At 72.5% G+C, this 20,008-nt stretch carries 17 protein-coding genes and 3 tRNA genes; 18 read left to right on the top strand and 2 right to left on the bottom strand.

What is annotated here, in order from left to right; translation table 11 throughout:
* Positions 1 to 48 precede the first annotated feature (48 nt).
* The 13 genes from DEJ43_RS18660 to DEJ43_RS18720 all read left to right on the top strand — a co-directional run bounded on the left by DEJ43_RS18660 (position 49) and on the right by DEJ43_RS18720 (position 12,194).
* Entirely contained in the window at positions 49 to 1,581 is a 1,533-nt protein-coding gene (locus tag DEJ43_RS18660) for a S1C family serine protease (protein ID WP_041662668.1), read from the top strand.
* 49 nt (positions 1,582 to 1,630) lie between these two features.
* Positions 1,631 to 1,717 (top strand) — tRNA-Ser (locus tag DEJ43_RS18665).
* A 212-nt stretch (positions 1,718 to 1,929) separates the two neighbouring features.
* Positions 1,930 to 2,133, top strand: coding sequence for an antitoxin (locus DEJ43_RS18670; protein ID WP_015034949.1), 204 nt, complete (start codon positions 1,930 to 1,932; stop codon positions 2,131 to 2,133).
* A 154-nt stretch (positions 2,134 to 2,287) separates the two neighbouring features.
* A complete protein-coding gene (locus DEJ43_RS18675; protein ID WP_015034950.1) occupies positions 2,288 to 2,812 on the top strand; it encodes an O-acetyl-ADP-ribose deacetylase in 525 nt (174 codons plus the stop codon).
* Positions 2,813 to 3,220: 408 nt separating this feature from the next.
* A complete protein-coding gene (locus DEJ43_RS18680) occupies positions 3,221 to 3,526 on the top strand; it encodes a hypothetical protein (RefSeq protein WP_015034951.1) in 306 nt (101 codons plus the stop codon).
* Between the two features lie 245 nt (positions 3,527 to 3,771).
* Complete coding sequence (locus DEJ43_RS18685) at positions 3,772 to 4,938, top strand: acyl-CoA dehydrogenase family protein (protein ID WP_041662669.1); 1,167 nt, start codon at positions 3,772 to 3,774, stop codon at positions 4,936 to 4,938.
* Complete coding sequence (locus tag DEJ43_RS18690; RefSeq protein ID WP_015034953.1) at positions 4,935 to 5,930, top strand: bifunctional MaoC family dehydratase N-terminal/OB-fold nucleic acid binding domain-containing protein; 996 nt, start codon at positions 4,935 to 4,937, stop codon at positions 5,928 to 5,930. The genes DEJ43_RS18685 and DEJ43_RS18690 overlap by 4 nt, the downstream gene beginning before the upstream one ends.
* 1 nt (position 5,931) lies before the next feature.
* Positions 5,932 to 6,960 carry an acyl-CoA dehydrogenase family protein gene (locus DEJ43_RS18695; protein WP_015034954.1) on the top strand — a complete coding sequence of 343 codons (1,029 nt, stop codon included), beginning with the start codon at positions 5,932 to 5,934 and terminating at the stop codon, positions 6,958 to 6,960.
* An 8-nt stretch (positions 6,961 to 6,968) separates the two neighbouring features.
* Entirely contained in the window at positions 6,969 to 7,352 is a 384-nt protein-coding gene (locus tag DEJ43_RS18700; protein ID WP_181399506.1) for a MaoC family dehydratase, read from the top strand.
* Positions 7,349 to 8,515: a lipid-transfer protein gene (locus DEJ43_RS18705; protein ID WP_015034956.1), complete on the top strand. Its 1,167-nt coding sequence runs from the start codon at positions 7,349 to 7,351 to the stop codon at positions 8,513 to 8,515. The genes DEJ43_RS18700 and DEJ43_RS18705 overlap by 4 nt, the downstream gene beginning before the upstream one ends.
* 52 nt (positions 8,516 to 8,567) lie before the next feature.
* On the top strand, positions 8,568 to 9,695 hold the full coding sequence (locus DEJ43_RS18710) for a DUF1906 domain-containing protein (RefSeq protein ID WP_078508692.1): 1,128 nt from the start codon (positions 8,568 to 8,570) through the stop codon (positions 9,693 to 9,695).
* A 132-nt stretch (positions 9,696 to 9,827) separates the two neighbouring features.
* On the top strand, positions 9,828 to 10,373 hold the full coding sequence (locus DEJ43_RS18715; RefSeq protein WP_015034958.1) for a SigE family RNA polymerase sigma factor: 546 nt from the start codon (positions 9,828 to 9,830) through the stop codon (positions 10,371 to 10,373).
* 168 nt (positions 10,374 to 10,541) lie between these two features.
* Positions 10,542 to 12,194, top strand: a complete 1,653-nt coding sequence (locus tag DEJ43_RS18720) for a long-chain fatty acid--CoA ligase (protein ID WP_015034959.1) — start codon at positions 10,542 to 10,544, stop codon at positions 12,192 to 12,194.
* Between the two features lie 135 nt (positions 12,195 to 12,329).
* Here DEJ43_RS18720 and DEJ43_RS18725 read toward each other — a convergent pair whose 3' ends face one another.
* Together DEJ43_RS18725 and DEJ43_RS18730 are read right to left on the bottom strand one after the other, a co-directional pair.
* Complete coding sequence (locus DEJ43_RS18725) at positions 12,330 to 16,382, bottom strand: PAS domain-containing protein (RefSeq protein ID WP_015034960.1); 4,053 nt, start codon at positions 16,380 to 16,382, stop codon at positions 12,330 to 12,332.
* A gap of 144 nt (positions 16,383 to 16,526) precedes the next feature.
* Positions 16,527 to 16,952, bottom strand: a complete 426-nt coding sequence (locus DEJ43_RS18730) for an SSI family serine proteinase inhibitor (protein ID WP_041662671.1) — start codon at positions 16,950 to 16,952, stop codon at positions 16,527 to 16,529.
* A gap of 267 nt (positions 16,953 to 17,219) precedes the next feature.
* Here DEJ43_RS18730 and DEJ43_RS18735 point away from each other — a divergent pair.
* From DEJ43_RS18735 to DEJ43_RS18760, 5 genes are all read left to right on the top strand, one after another.
* Positions 17,220 to 17,310: transfer RNA gene (locus tag DEJ43_RS18735), tRNA-Ser, on the top strand.
* 256 nt (positions 17,311 to 17,566) lie between these two features.
* Positions 17,567 to 17,639: transfer RNA gene (locus DEJ43_RS18740), tRNA-Arg, on the top strand.
* A 325-nt stretch (positions 17,640 to 17,964) separates the two neighbouring features.
* A complete protein-coding gene (locus DEJ43_RS18745; RefSeq protein ID WP_015034963.1) occupies positions 17,965 to 18,474 on the top strand; it encodes a hypothetical protein in 510 nt (169 codons plus the stop codon).
* Positions 18,475 to 19,124: 650 nt separating this feature from the next.
* Positions 19,125 to 19,460, top strand: a complete 336-nt coding sequence (locus DEJ43_RS18755; RefSeq protein ID WP_071891404.1) for a hypothetical protein — start codon at positions 19,125 to 19,127, stop codon at positions 19,458 to 19,460.
* 80 nt (positions 19,461 to 19,540) lie between these two features.
* On the top strand, positions 19,541 to 19,906 hold the full coding sequence (locus DEJ43_RS18760) for a PH domain-containing protein (RefSeq protein WP_015034965.1): 366 nt from the start codon (positions 19,541 to 19,543) through the stop codon (positions 19,904 to 19,906).
* The last annotated feature ends 102 nt before the right edge of the window (positions 19,907 to 20,008 follow it).

Below are 20,008 nucleotides of genomic sequence, written 5' to 3' on the forward strand. Positions count from 1 at the left end.
GCCCCCGTAGGTACCACCACCCCGCGCAGTCAACGAGGAGAGCGAGCTGTGAGCACCGAGAACGAGGGCACGGCGGTACCGGCGGAACCGGCTGCCCCGTCCGCACCTCCCACGCCTCCCACGCCTCCCACGTCTTCCTCCGCCACGGAGCCGGACAGCGCGCGGGCGGGCCAGGCCGAGCCGACCCACGCCCCGGCCGGCCAGACGACGCCCGCCCCGGCGCATGCGGCGCCCGCCCCTGCGGCAGCGCAGACCCCGCCCCCGGCCCCGAACGACCCCCCGACACTCGCGCACCCCCAGCCCCACCCCGAGGCGCACCCCCAGCCCCACTCTCAGGCGCACACCCCGGCGCACGCCGAGCCCTCCCATGCCGCGGGCGCCGGCGGCTGGCCGCCGCCTCCGCCGGCCGTGCCCGCCTGGGGCGCCCCCGTCCCGCCCGTGCCCGCCGCCCCCGCGGGACGGCGGCGCACCGGCGGCCTGGTGGCGGCGGTCCTGGTCGCGGCGCTCGTCGCGGGCGGCATCGGCGGCGGCATCGGGTACTGGGCCGCCCAGCGCGGAGACAACGACGTCAGCTCGACGACGGTGTCCTCGGGCGACGCCCCGGCGAGCTTCAAGCGCGAGCCGGGGACGGTCGCGGCGGTCGCCGCGCAGGCCCTGCCGAGCGTGGTCACGATCCAGGCGAAGTCCGGCGGTTCGCAGGGCGAGGGCGGTACGGGCACGGGCTTCGTGTACGACCAGGAAGGCCACATCGTCACCAACAACCACGTGGTGGCGTCGGCGGCGGACGGCGGCACGCTCTCCGTGACCTTCCCGAACGGCAAGGCGTACGACGCGGAGGTCGTCGGCCGCGCCGAGGGCTACGACGTGGCCGTACTCAAGCTCACCAACGCCCCGAAGGGGCTGAAGCCGCTGCCGCTCGGCGACTCCGACAAGGTCGCGGTCGGCGACTCGACGATCGCGATCGGGGCGCCCTTCGGCCTGTCCAACACCGTGACCACCGGCATCATCAGCGCCAAGAACCGCCCGGTCGCCTCGGGCGACGGTTCGGGCGGCAGCAACTCGTACATGAGCGCGCTGCAGACGGACGCGTCGATCAACCCGGGCAACTCGGGCGGGCCGCTGCTCGACGCGAGCGGAGCGGTGATCGGCATCAACTCCGCGATCCAGTCCACCGGAAGCGGCTTCGGCCAGTCCCAGGCGGGCTCGATCGGCCTGGGCTTCGCCATCCCGGTGAACCAGGCGAAGAACGTGGCCCAGCAGCTGATCAAGACGGGCAAGCCGGTGTACCCGGTGATCGGCGCGACGGTGAACATGCAGCAGCAGGGCGAGGGCGCGAAGATCGCCGCGCAGGGCTCGGGCGGCACGCCCTCGGTCACCCCCGACGGCCCGGCGGCGAAGGCCGGCCTGAAGCCCGGGGACGTGATCACGGGCTTCGGCGACCACCAGATCGACAGCGGTCCGACCCTCATCAGCGAGATCTGGACCCACAAGCCCGGCGACTCGGTCAAGATCACTTACGAGCGCGACGGCAAGACCTCCACGGCCACGGTCGTCCTCGGCGAACGCACCGGCGACAGCTGACCGGCTAGGCTGTCCCCCGCGTCGCCCGTGGCCACCACCGGCGGCGCGGGGTGGGTTGCCCGAGCGGCCTAAGGGAACGGTCTTGAAAACCGTCGAGGCAGCGATGTCTCCGTGGGTTCAAATCCCACACCCACCGCAGCAGCTCAGTGAACGCGCTGACCAGAAGGGGCGTCCCGGCGACGGGGCGCCCCTTCTGCGTGCGCCTGTCGGGCCGGCGTGCCCCCGGCGGGCGGGCGTCCGGCGGCCCGGCGCGGGCCGGGAGCGTAGGGGCCGGTCGGCTCTGCGGATGCGGGACTCGGGTGGTGCCCTGATGCTGGAGGGGCTGGACCAGTGGCTAGGAGGGCCAGGATGTCTATGTTGGACAAGCTCAAGGGAATGCTGAAGGGCCACGAGGACAAGGCCTCCCAGGGCGTCGACAAGGCAGGCGACTTCGTCGACGGGAAGACCCAGGGCAAGTACAGCAGTCAGGTCGACACCGCCCAGGAGAAGCTCAAGGAGCAGCTCGGAGGCACCGGCCAGAATCCCCCGCCCCCGCCCCCGCCGCAGGCGTAACGCGGAGGCACGAAAGCCGCGCGAAAGCGTGTAGGTGCGTGAAAGCGCGAAGCGACCGGCAGGGGCGCCCCCGAAATCGATATCCGGGGCGCCCCTTCCGGGTTTTCAATGGACCCCCTGGGAACGGTGTGACAGCAGCGAAAGGGGGCGCGTCGTGGTGCGGATCGTGCTCGTGCAAGGAGACATCACCGCCGAGGCGGTGGACGCGATCGTGAACGCCGCGAACTCCTCGCTGCTCGGCGGCGGCGGGGTCGACGGCGCGATCCATCGGAAGGGCGGCCCGGAGATCCTCGCGGCCTGCCAGGATCTGCGCCGCTCCCACTACGGCAAGGGGCTGCCGACCGGGCGGGCCGTGGCGACCACGGCGGGACGCCTGGCGGCCCGGCACGTGATCCACACGGTCGGACCGGTCTGGTCGCGCGACGAGGACCGGTCGGCGCTGCTGGCCTCCTGCTACCGCGAATCCCTGCGTGTCGCCGACGAGTCGGGGGACCGCACGGTCGCCTTCCCCGCCATCTCCACGGGAATCTACGGCTGGCCGATGGAGGACGGGGCCCGGATCGCCGTCGAGACCGTACGGGGCGCCCGTACCGCCGTGGAAGAGGTCAGGTTCGTCCTCTTCGACGCCGGCGCCTACGCGGCCTTCGAGGCGGCGGTGGGCGAGCGGGACCTCCCTTAGGGGCGCGAGAGCGGGATCGAATTCCTCGGCCCGCGTGACGCGAATGTTCGATTCATTCGTTCCGGAGACGCGCCGTGGCGTTCTTCCGAGGAAGAGGTTTGCAGAAAATCTGCCGGAACGCTTCCTCCCTTGCGGCATACGGGCCGCGCCGGTTCCGTGCCCGCTCCGCCGCGGTGAGCTGGGCCTTTTCCGGGAGTGCCGGGGTTTATCTGCTTGTCCTCACGCTTGCGGGGGAATCGGGCGCTCCGGGGTGGTTCGCCGGGGATTCGGTGGGCAACTCTGGATTCGCGACGTCGAGCACAAACGACCGGGGCGGTCGGCCAACTGCCTTGGACATGGCCGTACTTCAGATCCATTCAGAGCAGTTCCGTGCAACAGCACCAGCTTCAGGTTCCCGGAGGAACAGACATGGCAAGCATCCGTACCGCCCGCATCCTCGCCGCTGCCGCCGCCCTGCCCCTCGCCGCCGCGCTCTTCACCGGGGTGGCCCAGGCCGACAACGGAGGGTTCGCGGACGACGGATCGAACACGAGCGTCGCCACGATCATCGGCAGCGGCGTGGGCGGGGACAACTTCGGCAACTCGACCACGACGCAGCAGGTGGCGACCGGTTCCGGTGCCTCCAACCAGAACAACACGGCCAGCGTGAACGGCTCCGCGTTCACCCACATCGCGCAGAACAACGCGGTGGTCAACTTCAACCCGTGGTGGTGACCCCGAAGGCCTCACAGTCGGCTCGTCGGGGGGCGTGACCGCGGTGTGAACGACGGCCCGCACGACGGTACTTCGGTACCGGCGTGCGGGCCGTCCTCGCGTGCGCCCCGCAGTCGTCCCTCGTGCGCCCCCCGCCGCCGTTCCTCGTGTGCCCCACGCGGGCGCGGTCGGTCGTCGACCTTGACAGGGGTCCTGAATCTGACGGACAGTCAGAAACCTCAGTCGTCCCACGGGAGGCCGTCGCCGTGCACCTCGCCCCGACCGAGCGGCAGCTGCGGCTGCGCGCCGAACTCCGCGCGTACTTCCGGGATGTGATGCCCGAAGGGCCGCCCCCCGCGACGGACACCGCCGCCCACCGCCTGCTGCTCCGCCGGATCGGCGCCGACGGGATGCTGGGCCTCGGCTGGCCGGAGGAGTACGGCGGTCAGGGCCGCGGACCCGACGAGCAGTTCGTATTCTTCGACGAGGCCTACCGCGCCGGCGCCCCCGTCTCGATGGTCACCCTCAACACCGTCGGCCCCACCCTCATGGCCTACGGCACCGAGGAGCAGAAGGCCTTCTTCCTGCCCCGGATCCTGCGCGGCGAGACCGTCTTCGCCATCGGCTACAGCGAGCCCGAGGCGGGCACGGACCTCGCCTCCCTCCGGACGCGGGCGGTCCGCGACGGTGACTCCTGGCTGATCGACGGCCAGAAGATCTTCACCTCCAACGCCCAGAACGCCGACTGGATCTGGCTCGCCTGCCGCACCGACCCCGACGCGCCCCCGCACCGGGGCATCTCGATCGTCCTCGTCCCCACCGACGCCCCCGGCTTCTCCTGGACGCCGATCGCGACCGTGGGCGGCCTGACGACCACGGCCACGTACTACGACCGGATACGGGTCCCCGCCGGGAACCTCGTCGGGCCGGAGCACGGCGGCTGGGGCCTCATCACCAACCAGCTCAACCACGAGCGGGTCGCCCTCGCCGCGATCGGCATGCAGGCCGAGGACTTCTTCACCGCCGTGCTCGACCGGGCCCGCACCCCCGATCCGGTGACGGGCAGGCGCCGCATTGACGAGCCCTGGGTGCGGATCCGAGCCGCCGAGGCACACGCCAGGCTGGCGGCGACACGCCTGCTCAACTGGCGTCTGGTGGGTGATGTGGGGGCCGGCCGACTGGCCCCGGGGGACGCGAGCGGCGTGAAGTTCGTGGGAACCGAATCGGCGGTGGAGGTGTATCGAATATGTCAGGAGATCGCGGGTGGGTCGGGGACGGTGCGAGCGGGATCGCCGGGGGAGTTCGACGGCGGTGAGCTGGAGCGCATGAACCGGGCCGCGCAGATCAACACCTTCGGGGGAGGGGTGAGCGAGGTGCAGCGCGAGATCGTCGCGAGGATGCGGCTCGGCATGAAGGGGAGGGGTCGACGATGACCCTCACACGGACACAGGGCGGACCGGTCCCGTCGCCGGACGGGCTGTACGAGCGGCTCGTGGAGTTCGAGGGGAAGGCCGCCGCCACCGCGGGCACCGGCAAGGACCCGGTCAACCTGCCCATGATCAGGCACTGGTGCGAGGCCATGGGGGACACCCACCCCGCCTACCGGGGGCCCGACGCCGTCGCGCCCCCGACCATGCTCCAGGCCTGGACGATGGGCGGACTCTCGGGGCACACGGACCGCTCGTCCGCCTACGACGAGCTGTTCGCCCTCCTCGACGGCGCCGGATACACGTCGGTGGTCGCGACCGACTGCGAGCAGGAGTACCTCAAGCCGCTGCGGCCCGGTGACCGGATCACCTTCGACACCGTCATCGAGTCCGTGTCGGCGCTCAAGACCACCAAACTCGGGGCGGGACACTTCGTCACCACCAGGACCGACGTCCGCGCCGACGGCGAGCTCGCGGGCACCCACCGCTTCCGCATCCTCAAGTACGCCCCCGCCGGGCGGCCGCGCGGGCCCGAGCGCGAGGCCCGGGCCAGTGGGGGCGGCCAAGGCGCCCGGGCGGGCGGGCCCCAGGCCGAGGCCCGGCGGCCCCGGCCGGTGATCAACCGGGACAACGCCGGATTCTGGGAGGGCGTGGCCGAGCACCGGCTGCTCATCCAGCGCTGCGGCGACTGTGCGGCGCTCCGCCTCCCCTGGCTCCCGGGGTGCGCCGACTGCGGTTCGGGCGTGTGGGACACGGTCGAGGCGAGCGGCACCGGCACCGTCTTCTCGTACGTGGTGATGCACCACCCGCCCTTCCCGGCCTTCGACCCGCCGTACGCGGTCGGACTGATCGAACTCGCCGAGGGCGTACGGATGATCAGCAACGTGGTGGGGGTGCCGTACGACAAGGTGCGGATCGGGATGCCGGTGCGGCTGGAGTTCCTGCGGGTCGACGAAGAGCTGGAACTTCCCGTGTTCCGCGCGGGAGAGGAGGACTGACATGGACTTCACCCCCACCGAGGAGCAGGAGGCCGCCCGCGAGCTCGCGGCCCGGATCTTCACCGATCTCGCCACCCACGAGCGGCTCAGGGCGGCCGGCACCGGCACCGACGCCGAGCTCTGGAAGGCGCTCTGCGCCGCCGGACTCCCCGGCGCCGTCGAGGAGACCGGACTGCTCGGCCTGGTCCTCCTCCTGGAGGAGCAGGGACGCGTGACGGCCCAGGTGCCCTTCGCCGCGTCCTGCGTGTACGGAGTCCTCGGCGTCGCCCGGCACGGCACGGACGAGCAGCGCGCCCGGCTCCTGCCCGGCCTCCGCGACGGCACGACGGTGGTGACGGGCGCCTTCCCGGCGCCCCGCGCGGTCTCCTCGCGCGACGGGCGGCTCAGCGGGACGGTGGACTGGGTGCCGTGGCTGCGGGACGCCACGCACGTCCTCGTGCCGGACGACAGCCACGCCCTGTGGCTGGTCCGCACCGAGGACGCCGCCCGCGTCGACCCCGTCGAGCTCACCGCCCCCTGGTCCGCCGGCCGCCTCGTCCTCGACGGGACGGCGGGCGAGCGCCTCGGGACCGCCGACGCCTACGCGGACGTGCTGACCGCCGCCCGGATCGCCTTCGCCGGACTCCAGGCCGGGGTGTGCGCCGGGTCGCTCGCCCGCGCCGTCGCGTACACCTCCGTGCGGGAGCAGTTCGGCCGCCCGCTCTCCACCCATCAGGCCGTGCAACTGCGCGCCGCCGACGCCCACATGGACACCGAGGCCATCCGCGTCACCGCCTACGAGGCCGCGTGGCGCTTCGACGAGGCCCTGGACGCCACGGGGGCGGCCGTGACCGCCGCCTGGTGGGCCTCCGAGGCGGGGAAGCGGGTCGTGCACGCCGGGCAGCACCTGCACGGCGGCATGGGCGCGGACCTCGACCACCCCGTCCACCGGCACTTCCTGTGGGGCCGGCAGCTCGACGCCTACCTGGGCTGCGGCACCGAGCTCCTCGCCGAACTGGGCGACCTGCTCGCGGAAGGAGCGCCGTCATGACAGCCGGGGTGAAGGCCGGCGACGAGCTGCCGCCGCTGACGATCCCGATCACCCGCACCCTGATCGTCGCCGGGGCGATCGCCTCCCGGGACTACCAGGACGTGCACCACGACGCCGAGCTGGCGCGGGAGAAGGGCTCGCCGGACATCTTCATGAACATCCTCACGACCAACGGCCTCGTCGGCCGGTACGTCACCGACCACTTCGGCCCCCGCGCGGTCCTCCGCAAGGTCGCCATCCGCCTCGGCGCCCCCAACCACCCCGGCGACACCATGGTCCTGACCGGCACCGTCACCGAGGTCGACGGGGACACGGCCCGCGTCCGGGTCCTCGGGGTCAACGGGGTCGGGCACCACGTCACCGGCACGGTCACCGTGGAGGTGCCGCGATGAGCCTGCGCACCAGGGACGGACTCGGCGGCCGGGCGGCCGTCGTCGGCATCGGGGCCACCGAGTTCTCCAAGGACTCGGGCCGCAGCGAGCTCTCCCTCGCCGTCGAGGCGGTGCGGGCGGCCCTCGACGACGCCGGGCTCGCTCCTTCCGACGTCGACGGCCTGGTCACCTTCACCATGGACACCAACCCCGAGATCACCGTCGCCCAGGCGGCCGGCATCGGCGAGCTGTCCTTCTTCTCCCGCGTGCACTACGGCGGCGGAGCCGCCTGCGCCACCGTCCAGCAGGCCGCGCTCGCCGTCGCCGCCGGGGTCGCCGAGGTCGTCGTCTGCTACCGGGCGTTCAACGAGCGCTCCGGGCGCCGCTTCGGCTCGGGCGTCCAGCAGCGCGAACCGTCCGCCGAGGGCGCCGCGCTCGGCTGGCAGCTGCCCTTCGGGCTGCTCACCCCGGCCTCCTGGGTCGCGATGACCGCCCAGCGGTATCTGCACACCTACGGGTTGACCCCGGACGCCTTCGGCCATGTCGCCGTCACCGACCGGCGGCACGCGGCCCGCAACCCCGCCGCGTACTTCCACGGCAAGCCGATCACCCTCGCCGACCACGCGGCCTCCCGCTGGATCGTCGAGCCGCTGCGGCTCCTCGACTGCTGCCAGGAGACCGACGGCGGTCAGGCGATCGTCGTCACCTCCGTCGAGCGCGCCCGTGACCTGCGGTGCCCGCCCGCCGTGGTCCTGGCCGCGGCGCAGGGGGCGGGACGGAAGCAGGAGGCGATGACCAGCTTCTACCGGGACGGCCTGACGGGCCTTCCGGAGATGGGGGTGGTGGCCCGGCAGCTCTGGCAGACCTCAGGACTCGCACCGGGCGACATCGACGTGGGCATCCTCTACGACCACTTCACGCCGTTCGTCCTCATGCAGCTGGAGGAGTTCGGCTTCTGCGGGCCGGGGGAGGCGGCGGACTTCGTCGCGGCCGACGCCCTCCCGCTGAACACGCACGGAGGGCAGCTCGGCGAGGCCTATCTGCACGGCATGAACGGCATAGCGGAGGCGGTCCGGCAGCTGCGGGGGACCTCGGTGAACCAGATACCCGGGGCGGGGCGGACCCTGGTCACCGCGGGGACGGGCGTTCCCACGTCCGGGTTGATCCTGGGTACGGACGGCTGAGGAGAGGGCCTCTGCGGTGGCCGGTCGGCGCGGTCGGTTCTTCACTCGCGCCATGAACACCAACGCGCAAACCCCGGCCTCCGCCCTCTCTCCGGCCCCCGCATCCACTTCCTCCCCGACTCCGGCCCCCGCATCCACCTCCGCCTCGTCCCTGGCACCGGCCCCCTCACCGGCGCCGTCCCGCTCCTCCCTGCCCGCGAGCCGGGTGCGGGCCGCGTCGCCCGCCGGGGTGCGGGTCGTGGTCACCGCTCTGGTCGCGGCCCTGGCCGGGGCGGCCCTGCTCGCCGCCCCGGACCCGGCCTCGGCGACCCGCCAGGACACCACCGCCGCCACCGCCGCCGCCACCACCACGAGCGGTGCTCCCGGCGCGCGTGGCGGCTCCGTCGGCGGCGTCAGGGCCGTGGGCGCTGCGCGGGGCGCTCCCGCCGGGCCCGGGTACTACATCGGTCGGGCCTTCGACACCTGTGAGGCGCCCTCGCTCGCGGTGATGAAGGCCTGGCGGAGTTCGCCGTACGGGGCCGTCGGGATCTACTTCGGCGGCCGGGGGCGGGGCTGTCCCGTCCAGCGGGAGCTGAGCCGGGACTGGGTCGCCTCCGTCCACGCCATGGGCTGGCGGCTGCTGCCGCTGTTCGTCGGCTCCCAGGCGCCCTGTGTCATCTCGACGGCCAAGCGGCCCTTCGCCCTCGGCAGCAGCCCCTGGAGCCAGGGGACCCGGGAGGCCGTTGAGGCGGTACGGGCGGCGGGGGCGCTCGGGCTGGACGCGAGCAGCCCGCTGTACCTCGACATCGAGGCGTACCGGGCGGGTGACGCGGGCTGCGCCGCGACCACCCTCTCGTTCGTGCGGGCCTGGAGCCGGGAGGTGCGGCGCCTCGGCTATGTGCCGGGGTTCTACAGCAGCGTGGAGACGGGGGTGCGGGACATCGAGGCGCAGCGGCGGGCGGGTACGAAGGACCTGCCGGCCGTGATGTGGTTCGCGCGCTGGGGGCGGCCCGCGTTGTACACGGAGACGGTGCTTGACCCGCAGGCGTGGACTCCGCACGCGCGGATCCACCAGTACGCGGGCAATGTCAGCGAGGCGTACGGCGGGCGCCGGCTCCTCATCGACCGCAACACGATGGACGCGCCCGTCGCCCGCGTCGCCCCCACCGCCGGCCTGAAGTCCCCGCTCTCCGCTCCGTGACCCTGAGGGTGTTCCCGGAGCGTCTCCACCCACAGGAGGTCGGGTCGTCCCCACCCCTACAACCTGAGGCGGACTGCGGGTCGGGACCTGGGGCCGATCCGCCGGGTACCCCTCCCCTCCTAGCGTGGAGTCATGACTCCGCCACCCTCTGGCCCCGTCTGCGCCGGTGCCTCGCAGTACGCGTCGTACCCGACCTTCTCCTCGTACGTACGGGCACGGGGGCCCGTGCTCCTGCGCACCGCGCGCTCGCTGACCGCCAACCCGTGCGACGCCGAGGACCTGCTCCAGACCGCGCTCGCCAAGACGTTCGTCGCCTGGGAGCGCATCGAGGACCACCGTGCCCTGGACGGCTACGTACGCCGTGCGCTGCTGAACACGCGTACGTCGCAGTGGCGCAAGCGCAAGGTCGACGAGTTCGCCTGCGAGGAGCTGCCCGAGCCGTCCGGTCTTCCCGAGCCGGACCTGGCGGAGCGGCAGGTGCTGCACGACGCGATGTGGCGTGCGGTCCTGAAGCTTCCGGAGCGGCAGCGGCAGATGGTGGTCCTCAGGTACTACGAGGACCTCAGCGAGGCCCAGACGGCCGAGGTGCTCGGGGTGTCGGTCGGCACGGTGAAGAGCGCCGTGTCCAGGGCGCTCGGCAAGCTGCGCGAGGACCCGGAGCTGACTCCGGTCCGGTAGAAACCCTCTGGTAGGAACACGTGGAAACCGGCATGGAGCGGACGCGGTAAGGGCCGTGCCAGCGATCACTGGCAATTTGCGTACCCCCGGGTAGTGACATACCGCGCGGTACGTGCGCAGAATCTCCCCACCCTTTCTGCCACGTAGCGCCCACCGGGAGGACGCCCCGTGTACAGCACCATGCAGGACGTACAGCTGACAGTGAGCCGCATCCTCAAGCACGGGATGACGATTCACGGGAAGTCCGTCATCACCACGTGGACGGGCGAGCCCGAGCCGCAGCGCCGCACGTTCGCGGAGGCCGGAGCGCGCGCCCATCAGCTGGCCAACGCCCTGCGCGACGAGCTCGGGGTCACCGGCGACCAGCGGGTCGCGACCCTGATGTGGAACAACGCGGAGCATGTCGAGGCGTACTTCGCGATCCCCTCGATGGGCGCAGTCCTCCACACCCTGAACCTCCGTCTGCCCCCCGAGCAGCTGGTGTGGATCGTCAACCACGCCGCCGACCGGGTCGTGCTCGTCAACGGCTCCCTGCTCCCCCTCCTCGCCCCGCTGCTGCCGCACCTGCCGACGATCGAGCACATCGTGGTCGCGGGTCCCGGGGACCGTTCCGTGCTGGCGGGCGCGGCCCCCCGCGTACACGAGTACGAGGAGCTGATCGCGGGCCGGCCGACCACGTACGACTGGCCGGAACTGGACGAGCGCTCGGCCGCCGCCATGTGCTACACCTCCGGCACGACCGGCGACCCCAAGGGCGTGGTCTACTCCCACCGTTCGATCTACCTGCACTCGATGCAGGTGAACATGGCCGAGTCGATGGGTCTCACCGACAAGGACACGACCCTGGTCGTGGTCCCGCAGTTCCACGTCAACGCCTGGGGACTGCCGCACGCCACCTTCATGACCGGCATCAACATGCTCATGCCGGACCGTTTCCTCCAGCCGGCCCCGCTCGCCGAGATGATCGAGCGCGAGCGGCCGAGCCACGCGGCCGCCGTCCCCACCATCTGGCAGGGCCTGCTCGCCGAGGTCACCGCGAACCCCCGCGACCTCTCCTCGATGACCCAGGTCACCATCGGCGGCGCGGCCTGTCCGCCGGCGCTCATGGAGGCGTACGACCGGCTCGGCGTCCGTCTCTGCCACGCCTGGGGCATGACCGAGACGTCCCCGCTCGGCACGATGGCCCACCCGCCGCACGGCTTCACCGCCGAGGAGGAGTGGCCGTACCGCGTCACGCAGGGCCGCTTCCCGGCCGGCGTCGAGGCGCGTCTCGTCGGTCCCGCCGGCGAGCACCTGCCCTGGGACGGCGTGTCGGCCGGTGAGCTGGAGGTGCGCGGCACCTGGATCGCGGGCTCGTACTTCGGCGGTGTCGACGGCGAGGCCATCCGCCCGGCGGACAAGTTCAGCGAGGACGGCTGGCTCAAGACCGGCGACGTCGGCGTGATCAGCCCGGACGGCTACCTCACCCTCACCGACCGGGCCAAGGACGTCATCAAGTCCGGCGGCGAGTGGATCTCCAGCGTCGAGCTGGAGAACGCGATCATGGCGCACCCGGAGGTCGCCGAGGCCGCCGTCGTCGCGGTGCCGGACGAGAAGTGGGGCGAGCGCCCGCTGGCGACCGTGGTCCTCAAGGAGGGGGCGACGGCGGACTACGAGACCCTGCGGACCTTCCTGGAGGCCGAGGGCGGCATCGCCCGCTGGCAGCTGCCGGAGCGCTGGGCGATCGTGCCGGCGGTGCCGAAGACCAGCGTGGGCAAGTTCGACAAGAAGGTCATCCGCAAGCAGTACGCGGAGGGCGAGCTGGACGTGACGGAGCTGTAGTTCCGGAGGCGGGACGTACGCGTGCGGGGAGGGCTTCGGTGAAGAAGCCCTCCCCGCAGGCGCGTTCTCGCGCGCCTTGGTCGGTCCGGATCGTTTTCGCGAGCCTTAGTTGGTCCGGATTGCTTTTCGCGTGCCTTAGTTGGTGCCGATCTTCGCGAGCAGGTCGACGATCCGGGCCTGGACCTCGGCGCTGTTCGAACGCTCGGCGAGGAAGAGGACGGTCTCGCCGGAGGACAGCTTCGGCAGCTCCTCCTCGACGAGGTCGGCCGAGGTGTAGACGACGAGCGGGGTGCGGTTGAGCTGCCCGTTCGCCCGCAGCCAGTCGATGATCCCGGCCCGGCGGCGGCGTACCTGCATCAGGTCCATCACCACCAGGTTCGGCCGGGTCTGGGTGGCCAGCGTGACCGCTTCCGTGTCCGTGGCCGCGCGCGCGACCTGCATCCCGCGCCGCTCCAGGGTGGCCGCGAGCGCCTCGGCGATGTCCTCGTTCTCCTCGATGAGCAGGACCCGCGACGGGTGCTGCTCGCTGTCGCGCGGTGCGAGGGCCTTGAGGAGTACGGCCGGATCGGCGCCGTACGCGGCCTCCCGGGTCGCCTGCCCGAGCCCGGCCGCGAGCAGGACGGGCACCTCGGCGGCGACGGCGGCCTGACGGAGCGACTGGAGCGCGGTACGGGTGATGGGACCGGTCAGCGGGTCGACGAAGAGCGCGGCCGGGAAGGCGGCGATCTGCGCGTCGACCTCCTCGCGGGAGTGCACGATCACCGGCCGGTAGCCACGGTCGCTGAGCGCCTGCTGGGTGGAGACGTCCGGCGCGGGCCAGACGAGTAGCCGGCGCGGGTTGTCCAGGGGCTCCGGGGGCAGTTCGTCGTCGACGGGCCGCGGTGCGGGCCGGTTGGCGACCTCGACGGCGCCGCCGGGGCCGTCGAGCGGCTCCGGACCCTCGGCGGAGCCTGCGGCGGGCGCCCCTATGGCGTACGCGCGTCCCTCGGACGCGGCGGGCACGAGCCCGAGCGACGACTCGGCCGCCGGGGCGGACGCCGTCTCGGCCTGCGGGTGCGGCCGGGCCTCGCCGCCGACGGCCGGCGGGTCGACCTCCGGCGGGGTGGCGAGCTTCCGCCGCCGCCCGGAGCCGTTGGAGGGCGCGCCGTGGGCCACGGGAGGTGCGGCCGGGGCGGGTGTGGGACCGGCGGCCGGTGCGGACGGAGTCTGGGCCGCGGACGCCGGGGGAACGAAGGGCACACCCTGCCCGAGGGTGCGGACGCTGAACGCCCGACCCTGCGTCGAGTCCTTCGGCACGGGCGCAGGCGTCGACGTCGGCGTCGGCGCCTGCGTCGGCATGGACATCGGCATCGGCAACTCGGGCGGCAGCGGTACGGAACCGGTGCCGGTCCCCGAACCGGAGCTGGTGCTGTTCCGCGGCTCCTCCGGCGGCGGAGGCGTGACGGCCCGGCGCCGCCCGGTCGGCCCGGCCTGAAGCCCGGCCTGCTGGTTCGCCTGCGGGCCCGTCTCCGGGTCCGCCTGCGGCAGGTGCGGGTGCGGTACGTGCGGAGGGGGCTGCGGAGGCGTGTGATCCGCGCCCGGGACGCCCTGTACGGCCTCGTGCTGACCCTCGTCCGAGACGGGCAGCACCCCGCCCGGCCCGGCATACGGAGGCGCGACAGGCCCGGCGTACGGGGGTGCGACAGGCCCGGCGTACGGAGGCGCGACGGGCCCGGCCGTCGAGTCGGCGACCGGCTCGTCGGGACGGTCGGCCTCGGCGGGCGGCAGCGCGAACGGCGTCCGGGGCCCGGCCTCGGCCGCCGCCGCCCGCTCCTGCGCGGCGGCGAGGGCCCGCCTGCGGCGCCCGCTCGGCTGCCCCTCGGGCGCGGACACGGGGGCGACCTCGGTGGACGCGACGGCCGGCAGGGCGCGGGCCAGGGCCGGAGCGGCGGAAGGGGCGGAAGCTCCGGTGGGCTCCACCGCGACACCCTGTGGCGGCACCGCGGCGCCGAGCGCCGCCCGCCCCTGCGCACCCTCCGCGGCGGTCACCACGGAGCCCTCGGCGGGCCGCCCGCGGCGCCGCCCGGTCGGCTCGACGCCCGGGGCGCCGGAACCGGCCGCACCGGCGGCCGCATCGGCCACCGACGGTGCGGAGGCGTGCTGCTGGGCCGGAATCAGCTCGGCGGGTCCGCCGGTGGCCTCTCCGGTACGGGCCCGGCGGCGGCCGCTGGGCTCGGCGAGGCCCTCGGGGGCGACGGGGCTCTCCAGGAAGGCGTCCGTGGAGGCCCGCCGGGCCCGCCGCCGCCCGCCACCGGAGGTCTCCGAGGAATCGCCGGCGGCGGGGAGGGAAGCGACAGCGGCCGAAGCGGAAGCGGGGGCCGGTACAGGAGCCGAAGCCGGGGCCGGCACAGGGGCCGGGGCCGGAGCCGAGACGGGCGGGGAGGCCTGCGCGGGCAGCGCGAGCGCCTCCCGGCCCCCACCACCGCCTCGCCCACCGCCCACGGGCCCACTGACTCCCCCGGCAGCCGAGCCGGTCCCGGCAGCCGAGCCGGTCCCGACGGCCGTTCCTGTGGCCGGGCCGCCCGTCGGGCCCTCAGGCTGCCGCTCCGTCGCCGGGACCGTGCCCCGGCCGGCGCCGAGCGGGACCTCCAGGACGTACGCGCCGCCACTCGTCCCCGGCACCTCGTGGGTCTGCACGACACCGCCGTGCGCGGCCACGATGCCCCGCACGACCGGCCCGTGGACCGGGTCGCCGCCCGCGTACGGGCCGCGGACCTCGATGCGTACGACATCGCCCCGCTGGGCGGCCGCGACGACGATCGTGGAGTCGGCCGGGGCGGCGCCGGGGGCCACGGCCCGGTTCTTGCCGGTCGCGTCGACGCCGGCGACGTCCGCGACGAGGTGCGCGAGCGCCGTCGCGAGGCGGGCGGCGTCGACCTCGGCCTCGACGGGCGGCGCGTGCACGGCGAACTGGGCGCGGCCGGGACCGATCAGGTCGACGGCCCCGTCGATGCCCGCCGTCACGACCCCGTCGAGGAGCGCGACGCGCTTGTCCAGGGTCTCCGCGCCGGAGTCCAGGCGCTGGTAGCCGAGGACGTTGTCGACGAGCGCCGTCATCCGGGCGTACCCGGCGGCGAGGTGGTGCAGGACCTGGTTGGCCTCGGGCCAGAGCTGGCCGGCGTCGTCGGCGGCGAGCGCCCCGAGCTGGGTGCGCAGCTCCATCAGGGGGCCGCGCAGCGACTCGGCGAGGACGGCCGTGAGCTGCTCGTGCCGGGCGGCGAGGGAGGCGTACCGCTCCTGCTGCGCCTCCCGTTCGGCGGCGGCGCGCTCGGCACGGTCGGCGAGTTCGGCGGCGTTCCGCTCGGTGAGTTCCTTGATCGCGGCGGCGTGTTCCTCGACGAGCTGCTCGTACGGCCTGCGGTCGGTGAAGGTCATGACGGCGCCGACGAGCTGGTCGCCGTCGCGGACCGGGGCGGTCGTGAGGTCGACCGGCACCCGCTCGCCCTTCTTCGCCCAGAGGACCTGCCCGCGGACGCGGTGCTTGCGGCCCGACTTGAGGGTGTCGGCGAGCGGCGACTCCTCGTACGGGAAGGGCTCGCCGTCGGCCCGCTTGTCGAGGATCAGCGGGTGGAGCTCCTGGCCGCCGAGTTCACCGGCGCGGTAACCGAGGATCTGGGCCGCGGCGGGGTTGACGAGGACGACCCGGCCGTCGGTGTCGGTGCCGACGACGCCCTCGGCCGCGGCGCGCAGGATCATCTCGGTCTGCCGCTGCGAACGGGCCAGTTCGGCCTCGGTGTCGAGGGTGCCGGTGAGGTCGCGGACGACCAGCATGAGCAGCTCGTCGCCGGTGTAGCCGCCGTACGAGTCGTAGGCCTCGCGGCCGTCCTCGAGGCTGGCGCTGGTCACCTCGACGGGGAACTCGCTGCCGTCCGTACGGCGGGCGATCATCCGGGTCGGCTTGGTACGGCCCCGCTCGTCGGTGCCCTCGGGGCGGCGCATGGAGCCGGGGATGAGGCGCGAGTCGAAGGCCGGCAGCAGGTCGAGCAGACCGCGCCCGACGAGCGCGGTGCCAGGGGTCTCGAACATGCCGAGGGCGATGGTGTTGGCGTTGACGACCGTGCCGTTGCAGTTGACGAGCACGAGGCCGTCGGGGAGGGCGTCGAGTATGGCTGCGAGGCGAGCAGCGCCCCGGGATGGCCTGCTGCTCACGACGACGTTCCTCCCTGACGCACTGCACGTGCATGCCTATCGGCCGGCCGGCCCCATCTTGCCCCTCGGGCCGCACCCTGTCACGGAAGGGAGTCTAAGGGAGCCTCCGGGGGGAGACCCAGGTCTCATCCTTCCCATCCCGTCTCATCCCCGGACAAGAGGAAGGACCGGCTCCAGATTCTCCCAGCGGTCGATCTCGCAGCCGTTGGCCCGGGAGAAGCGGGCGTCGACGGTGCGGCCCTGCCAGGTGCCGGTGATGTGCGCGACGGCGGGACCGCCGTATACCTGCGTGCAGAACTGGTCGGCGGGGACGGGCTTGAACGGGTTCGCGCCCTCCTTCGCGAGCTGCCCGAGCCGCTCGCAGGCGTCCTCACGGGCGGGGTGGTTGCCGCCGGGCCGGTCGTCACACGTCAGCTCGAAGGTGCCGTCGGCGCTCGGGTCCCCGCTTTCGGCGACCGTCACGGTCAGCGTCTCGGGCGCCGAGAGCAGCGGCAGCGGCGGCAGCGGCCCGAACCCGGCGGAACCGGCGGCGGCGGTGGCGAGGGACGCGAGGACGAGGCGGCGCAGCATACGGATCTCCAGGAGCGGGAGCGGGCTGTACGACGGGCGCGGGGTGCACGAGACGCCCGCCCCCTCTAACGCTCCGGGCGCCGGGGCGTTGCGCAACCGGGGTGCGCCGGGCGGGGACGGGGCCCGACGGCCGGCCGCGGGCGGCACGAGGGGGCTCGGGGCTTTGCCCTCGACCCCGGAGGACTAGTACGGTGAGAATCGATTGGTGACAGCCGGTTCGCCTGTGTCATCATCTGCACGCACCACCCGCGTATGCGCGAGGTGCATGGAGGCGTCGCCTAGTCCGGTCTATGGCGCCGCACTGCTAATGCGGTTTGGGTCTTAAAGCCCATCGAGGGTTCAAATCCCTCCGCCTCCGCCCCTACCGAAGCCCCGGCCCCCAAGGCCGGGGCTTCGGCCGTTCCGAACCGACATACGAACCGCCCGAACGGCCCCACGAAGAGCACCACCGCCCTCCGCACCACTCCCCCCCACTCCCGCCCCGCAGGACGTTTCCGCAGGTCACAAGGGGTGGGGCAATCGGATTTCACATGACGGCGGCAGTCATGTAATGTTCTTCCTGTCGCCGCGAGCGGGTCGAAAGACCGGGGAGCGAAGACAAAACAAAAGAACAAGCACTCGTAGCTTAACGGATAGAGCATCTGACTACGGATCAGAAGGTTGCAGGTTCGAATCCTGCCGAGTGCACACAGGTGAGAGGCCCGGACGAGAGTCCGGGCCTCTTGCGTTTCCGGGCCGTACAGCAGCGAAGTACAGCAACCGGTCGGGGAGCCGTCCGGTCCTGCCCCGCGGGTAGCGTGTCCGCTCATGTCGCGTCGGGGTGGGGGACAAGGCGGCGCGTCCGATCGGGAGGGGGCATATGAGGTTCAAAGCTGGAGTAGCGGGCCTGACCGCTGTAGTGATGGCGGCCTTGGCAGGGTGCGGGGCCCAGGCAGCCGGGGACCCGGAGGGCACGGAACGAGTGGCGCCGTCGAGCACCGTTCCGCCGAGCACCGCTCCGGCGAGGGAGAACGTGCGCCTCCCTTCCGCGGAGCTGCAAGGCCGATGGTGGACATGGGCAGCCTCGGAGCCCGACGCGACCAATCCTGTCGCCGACACGGACGGGAGCGCGTGCGGACGCAACCAACCGCACGACGTGTGGTTCCTGGCCGGAACCTTCGGCGGTCAGGTCAAGCGCGCGTGCGAGGTTCCCAGCGGGCGTCCGATTGCTGCGCCTGTCGTCAATACCTTCGGAGACCCTCAGAACTGTGAGGCCTTCATGAGCAGTGCGCAGGGGACCGTGCTCCTCGACGGCAAGGTGGTCGAGCCGGAGACCTACAGAGGCGAGTCGATCACGGTGCAAGGAGCCCAAGGCAACCCGCTCACCGGGGAGGAAGGGCGCTTTGCGGCTACAGGATGCGGCCTGTGGGTGCAGTTGCCACCCCTCGCTTCCGGGAAGCACTCCCTGAAGATCCGTGGACGGTCAGGCGACTTCTCGACCGGTGTGGACTACACGTTGACCGTCGCCGCCTCGTCGGCCTAGGCGAGCCGCATGGAGAAGGGGCCCTGGGCACACTCGGGCTGACGCAAGGTCGAGAAGGCCGGCACCTGCAACGAGTGGTTGGCGAGGCTCTACAGGCTGGCCCCGGGGTATGGTCCAGGCCATGTCCGGTGGCCCTCCCATCTGCCCCGAGTGCGACCAGCCGATGAAGTTCGGAGGTTGGGCTCTTATGGAGCGCGAAGAAGATGGCAAGCGGACGTGCCGCGCCCTGTGGCGGTGCCCAGGTCGACACCTCTGGTGGCATTGGGCCGACCAGCCGGACGCACCTCTTGATCTCTGCCCGATCCCGCAGGCGTTTGGCAGGTGACTCAGCGGTCGGCCACCGGGCCGTCTCCGGGCCGTGGGAGGGTGATTGAGGACGGCCAACGATGACAGGCCATGACCGCTGAACCGCATGTCAGAGGCCGTCAGCCCAGGTCGGATAAAGAACCAGGGCAAGAAGTAACCCCAAGTGCACACAGGTAAGAGGCCCCGGAGAGATCCGGGGCCTCTTGCGTTTTGCTGGTTGGGTCCCCCGCCTCGGTCGGGGCGTCGGCTGAGTGGGCGACGGGGGCTTCAGCTGTTCGAGTGTCTGGGGCGGGGGGTCGGCGTGGCCGGGTGGGTGGGGTGGGGGGATTGGGTCTCATTGCGGCATGAGCGATGGTGATCAGATCAGTCGCGCCGTAACGGAGTCGCTGAGGGGCGTGGGAGACCAGCCCCCTGAAGTGCGGCAGGCCGTGGCCGCTTCGGCGGCTGCCGCCGCTGTCCGGCGGGTGATCCCGCTGCCGGCCGAGGCGGGTGCCAAGTTGTGGACCATGCTCGTGGGCACGCTGTGCGTCATCCTCCTCGGCGCCGTGGGCTGCCTCCTCTACGCGGCGCTGAACAAGATGGAGACGGACATGCTGTTCACCGTTTTCAGCTCGTCGCTCTCCGGGTTGATCGGCCTCTTCGTGCCGCCCCCGGCGGGCCAGTCCGACGGGGGTGCCTGACATCCCTTCCCGACATCACCCTGCGGGTGCGGGTTAGGGTCTGGTGATCGTTTTTTCCGTTTGGACGTGGGGGTGGGGGCATGGCGCTCTTCGGGAACGCGCACGCTATCGATCCGGCGCAGGCGCAGCGGGACTTCGCGCGGCTGCTCGGGCAGGGGGAGCAGGTGCACGCCGCGTACCTGCTGATCCGCGACACGATCTTCTTCACCGACCGGCGGCTCGTGCTGGTCGACAAGCAGGGGATCACCGGCAAGAAGGTCGAGTACCACTCGATCCCGTACCGCAGCATCACGCACTTCGCCGTCGAGACCGCCGGCACCTTCGACCTCGACGCCGAGCTGAAGATCTGGATCTCGGGCAGCCAGCTGCCCGTGCAGAAGACCTTCACCAAGGGCGTCGACATCTACGAGGTGCAGGCGATCCTGACGCAGTTCGTCGCCAGGTAGGCCCGACGCGGGCTGAGCAGGGGAGGGGTTTCCGGGAGTACGCCCGGGAATCCCTCCCCTTTTGGGTGAACCTGTCTGATTTGAATGTCAGTTGAATATGCC

The sequence above is a fragment of the Streptomyces venezuelae ATCC 10712 genome (assembly GCF_008639165.1).
Classification (GTDB): Bacteria; Actinomycetota; Actinomycetes; order Streptomycetales; family Streptomycetaceae; genus Streptomyces; species Streptomyces venezuelae.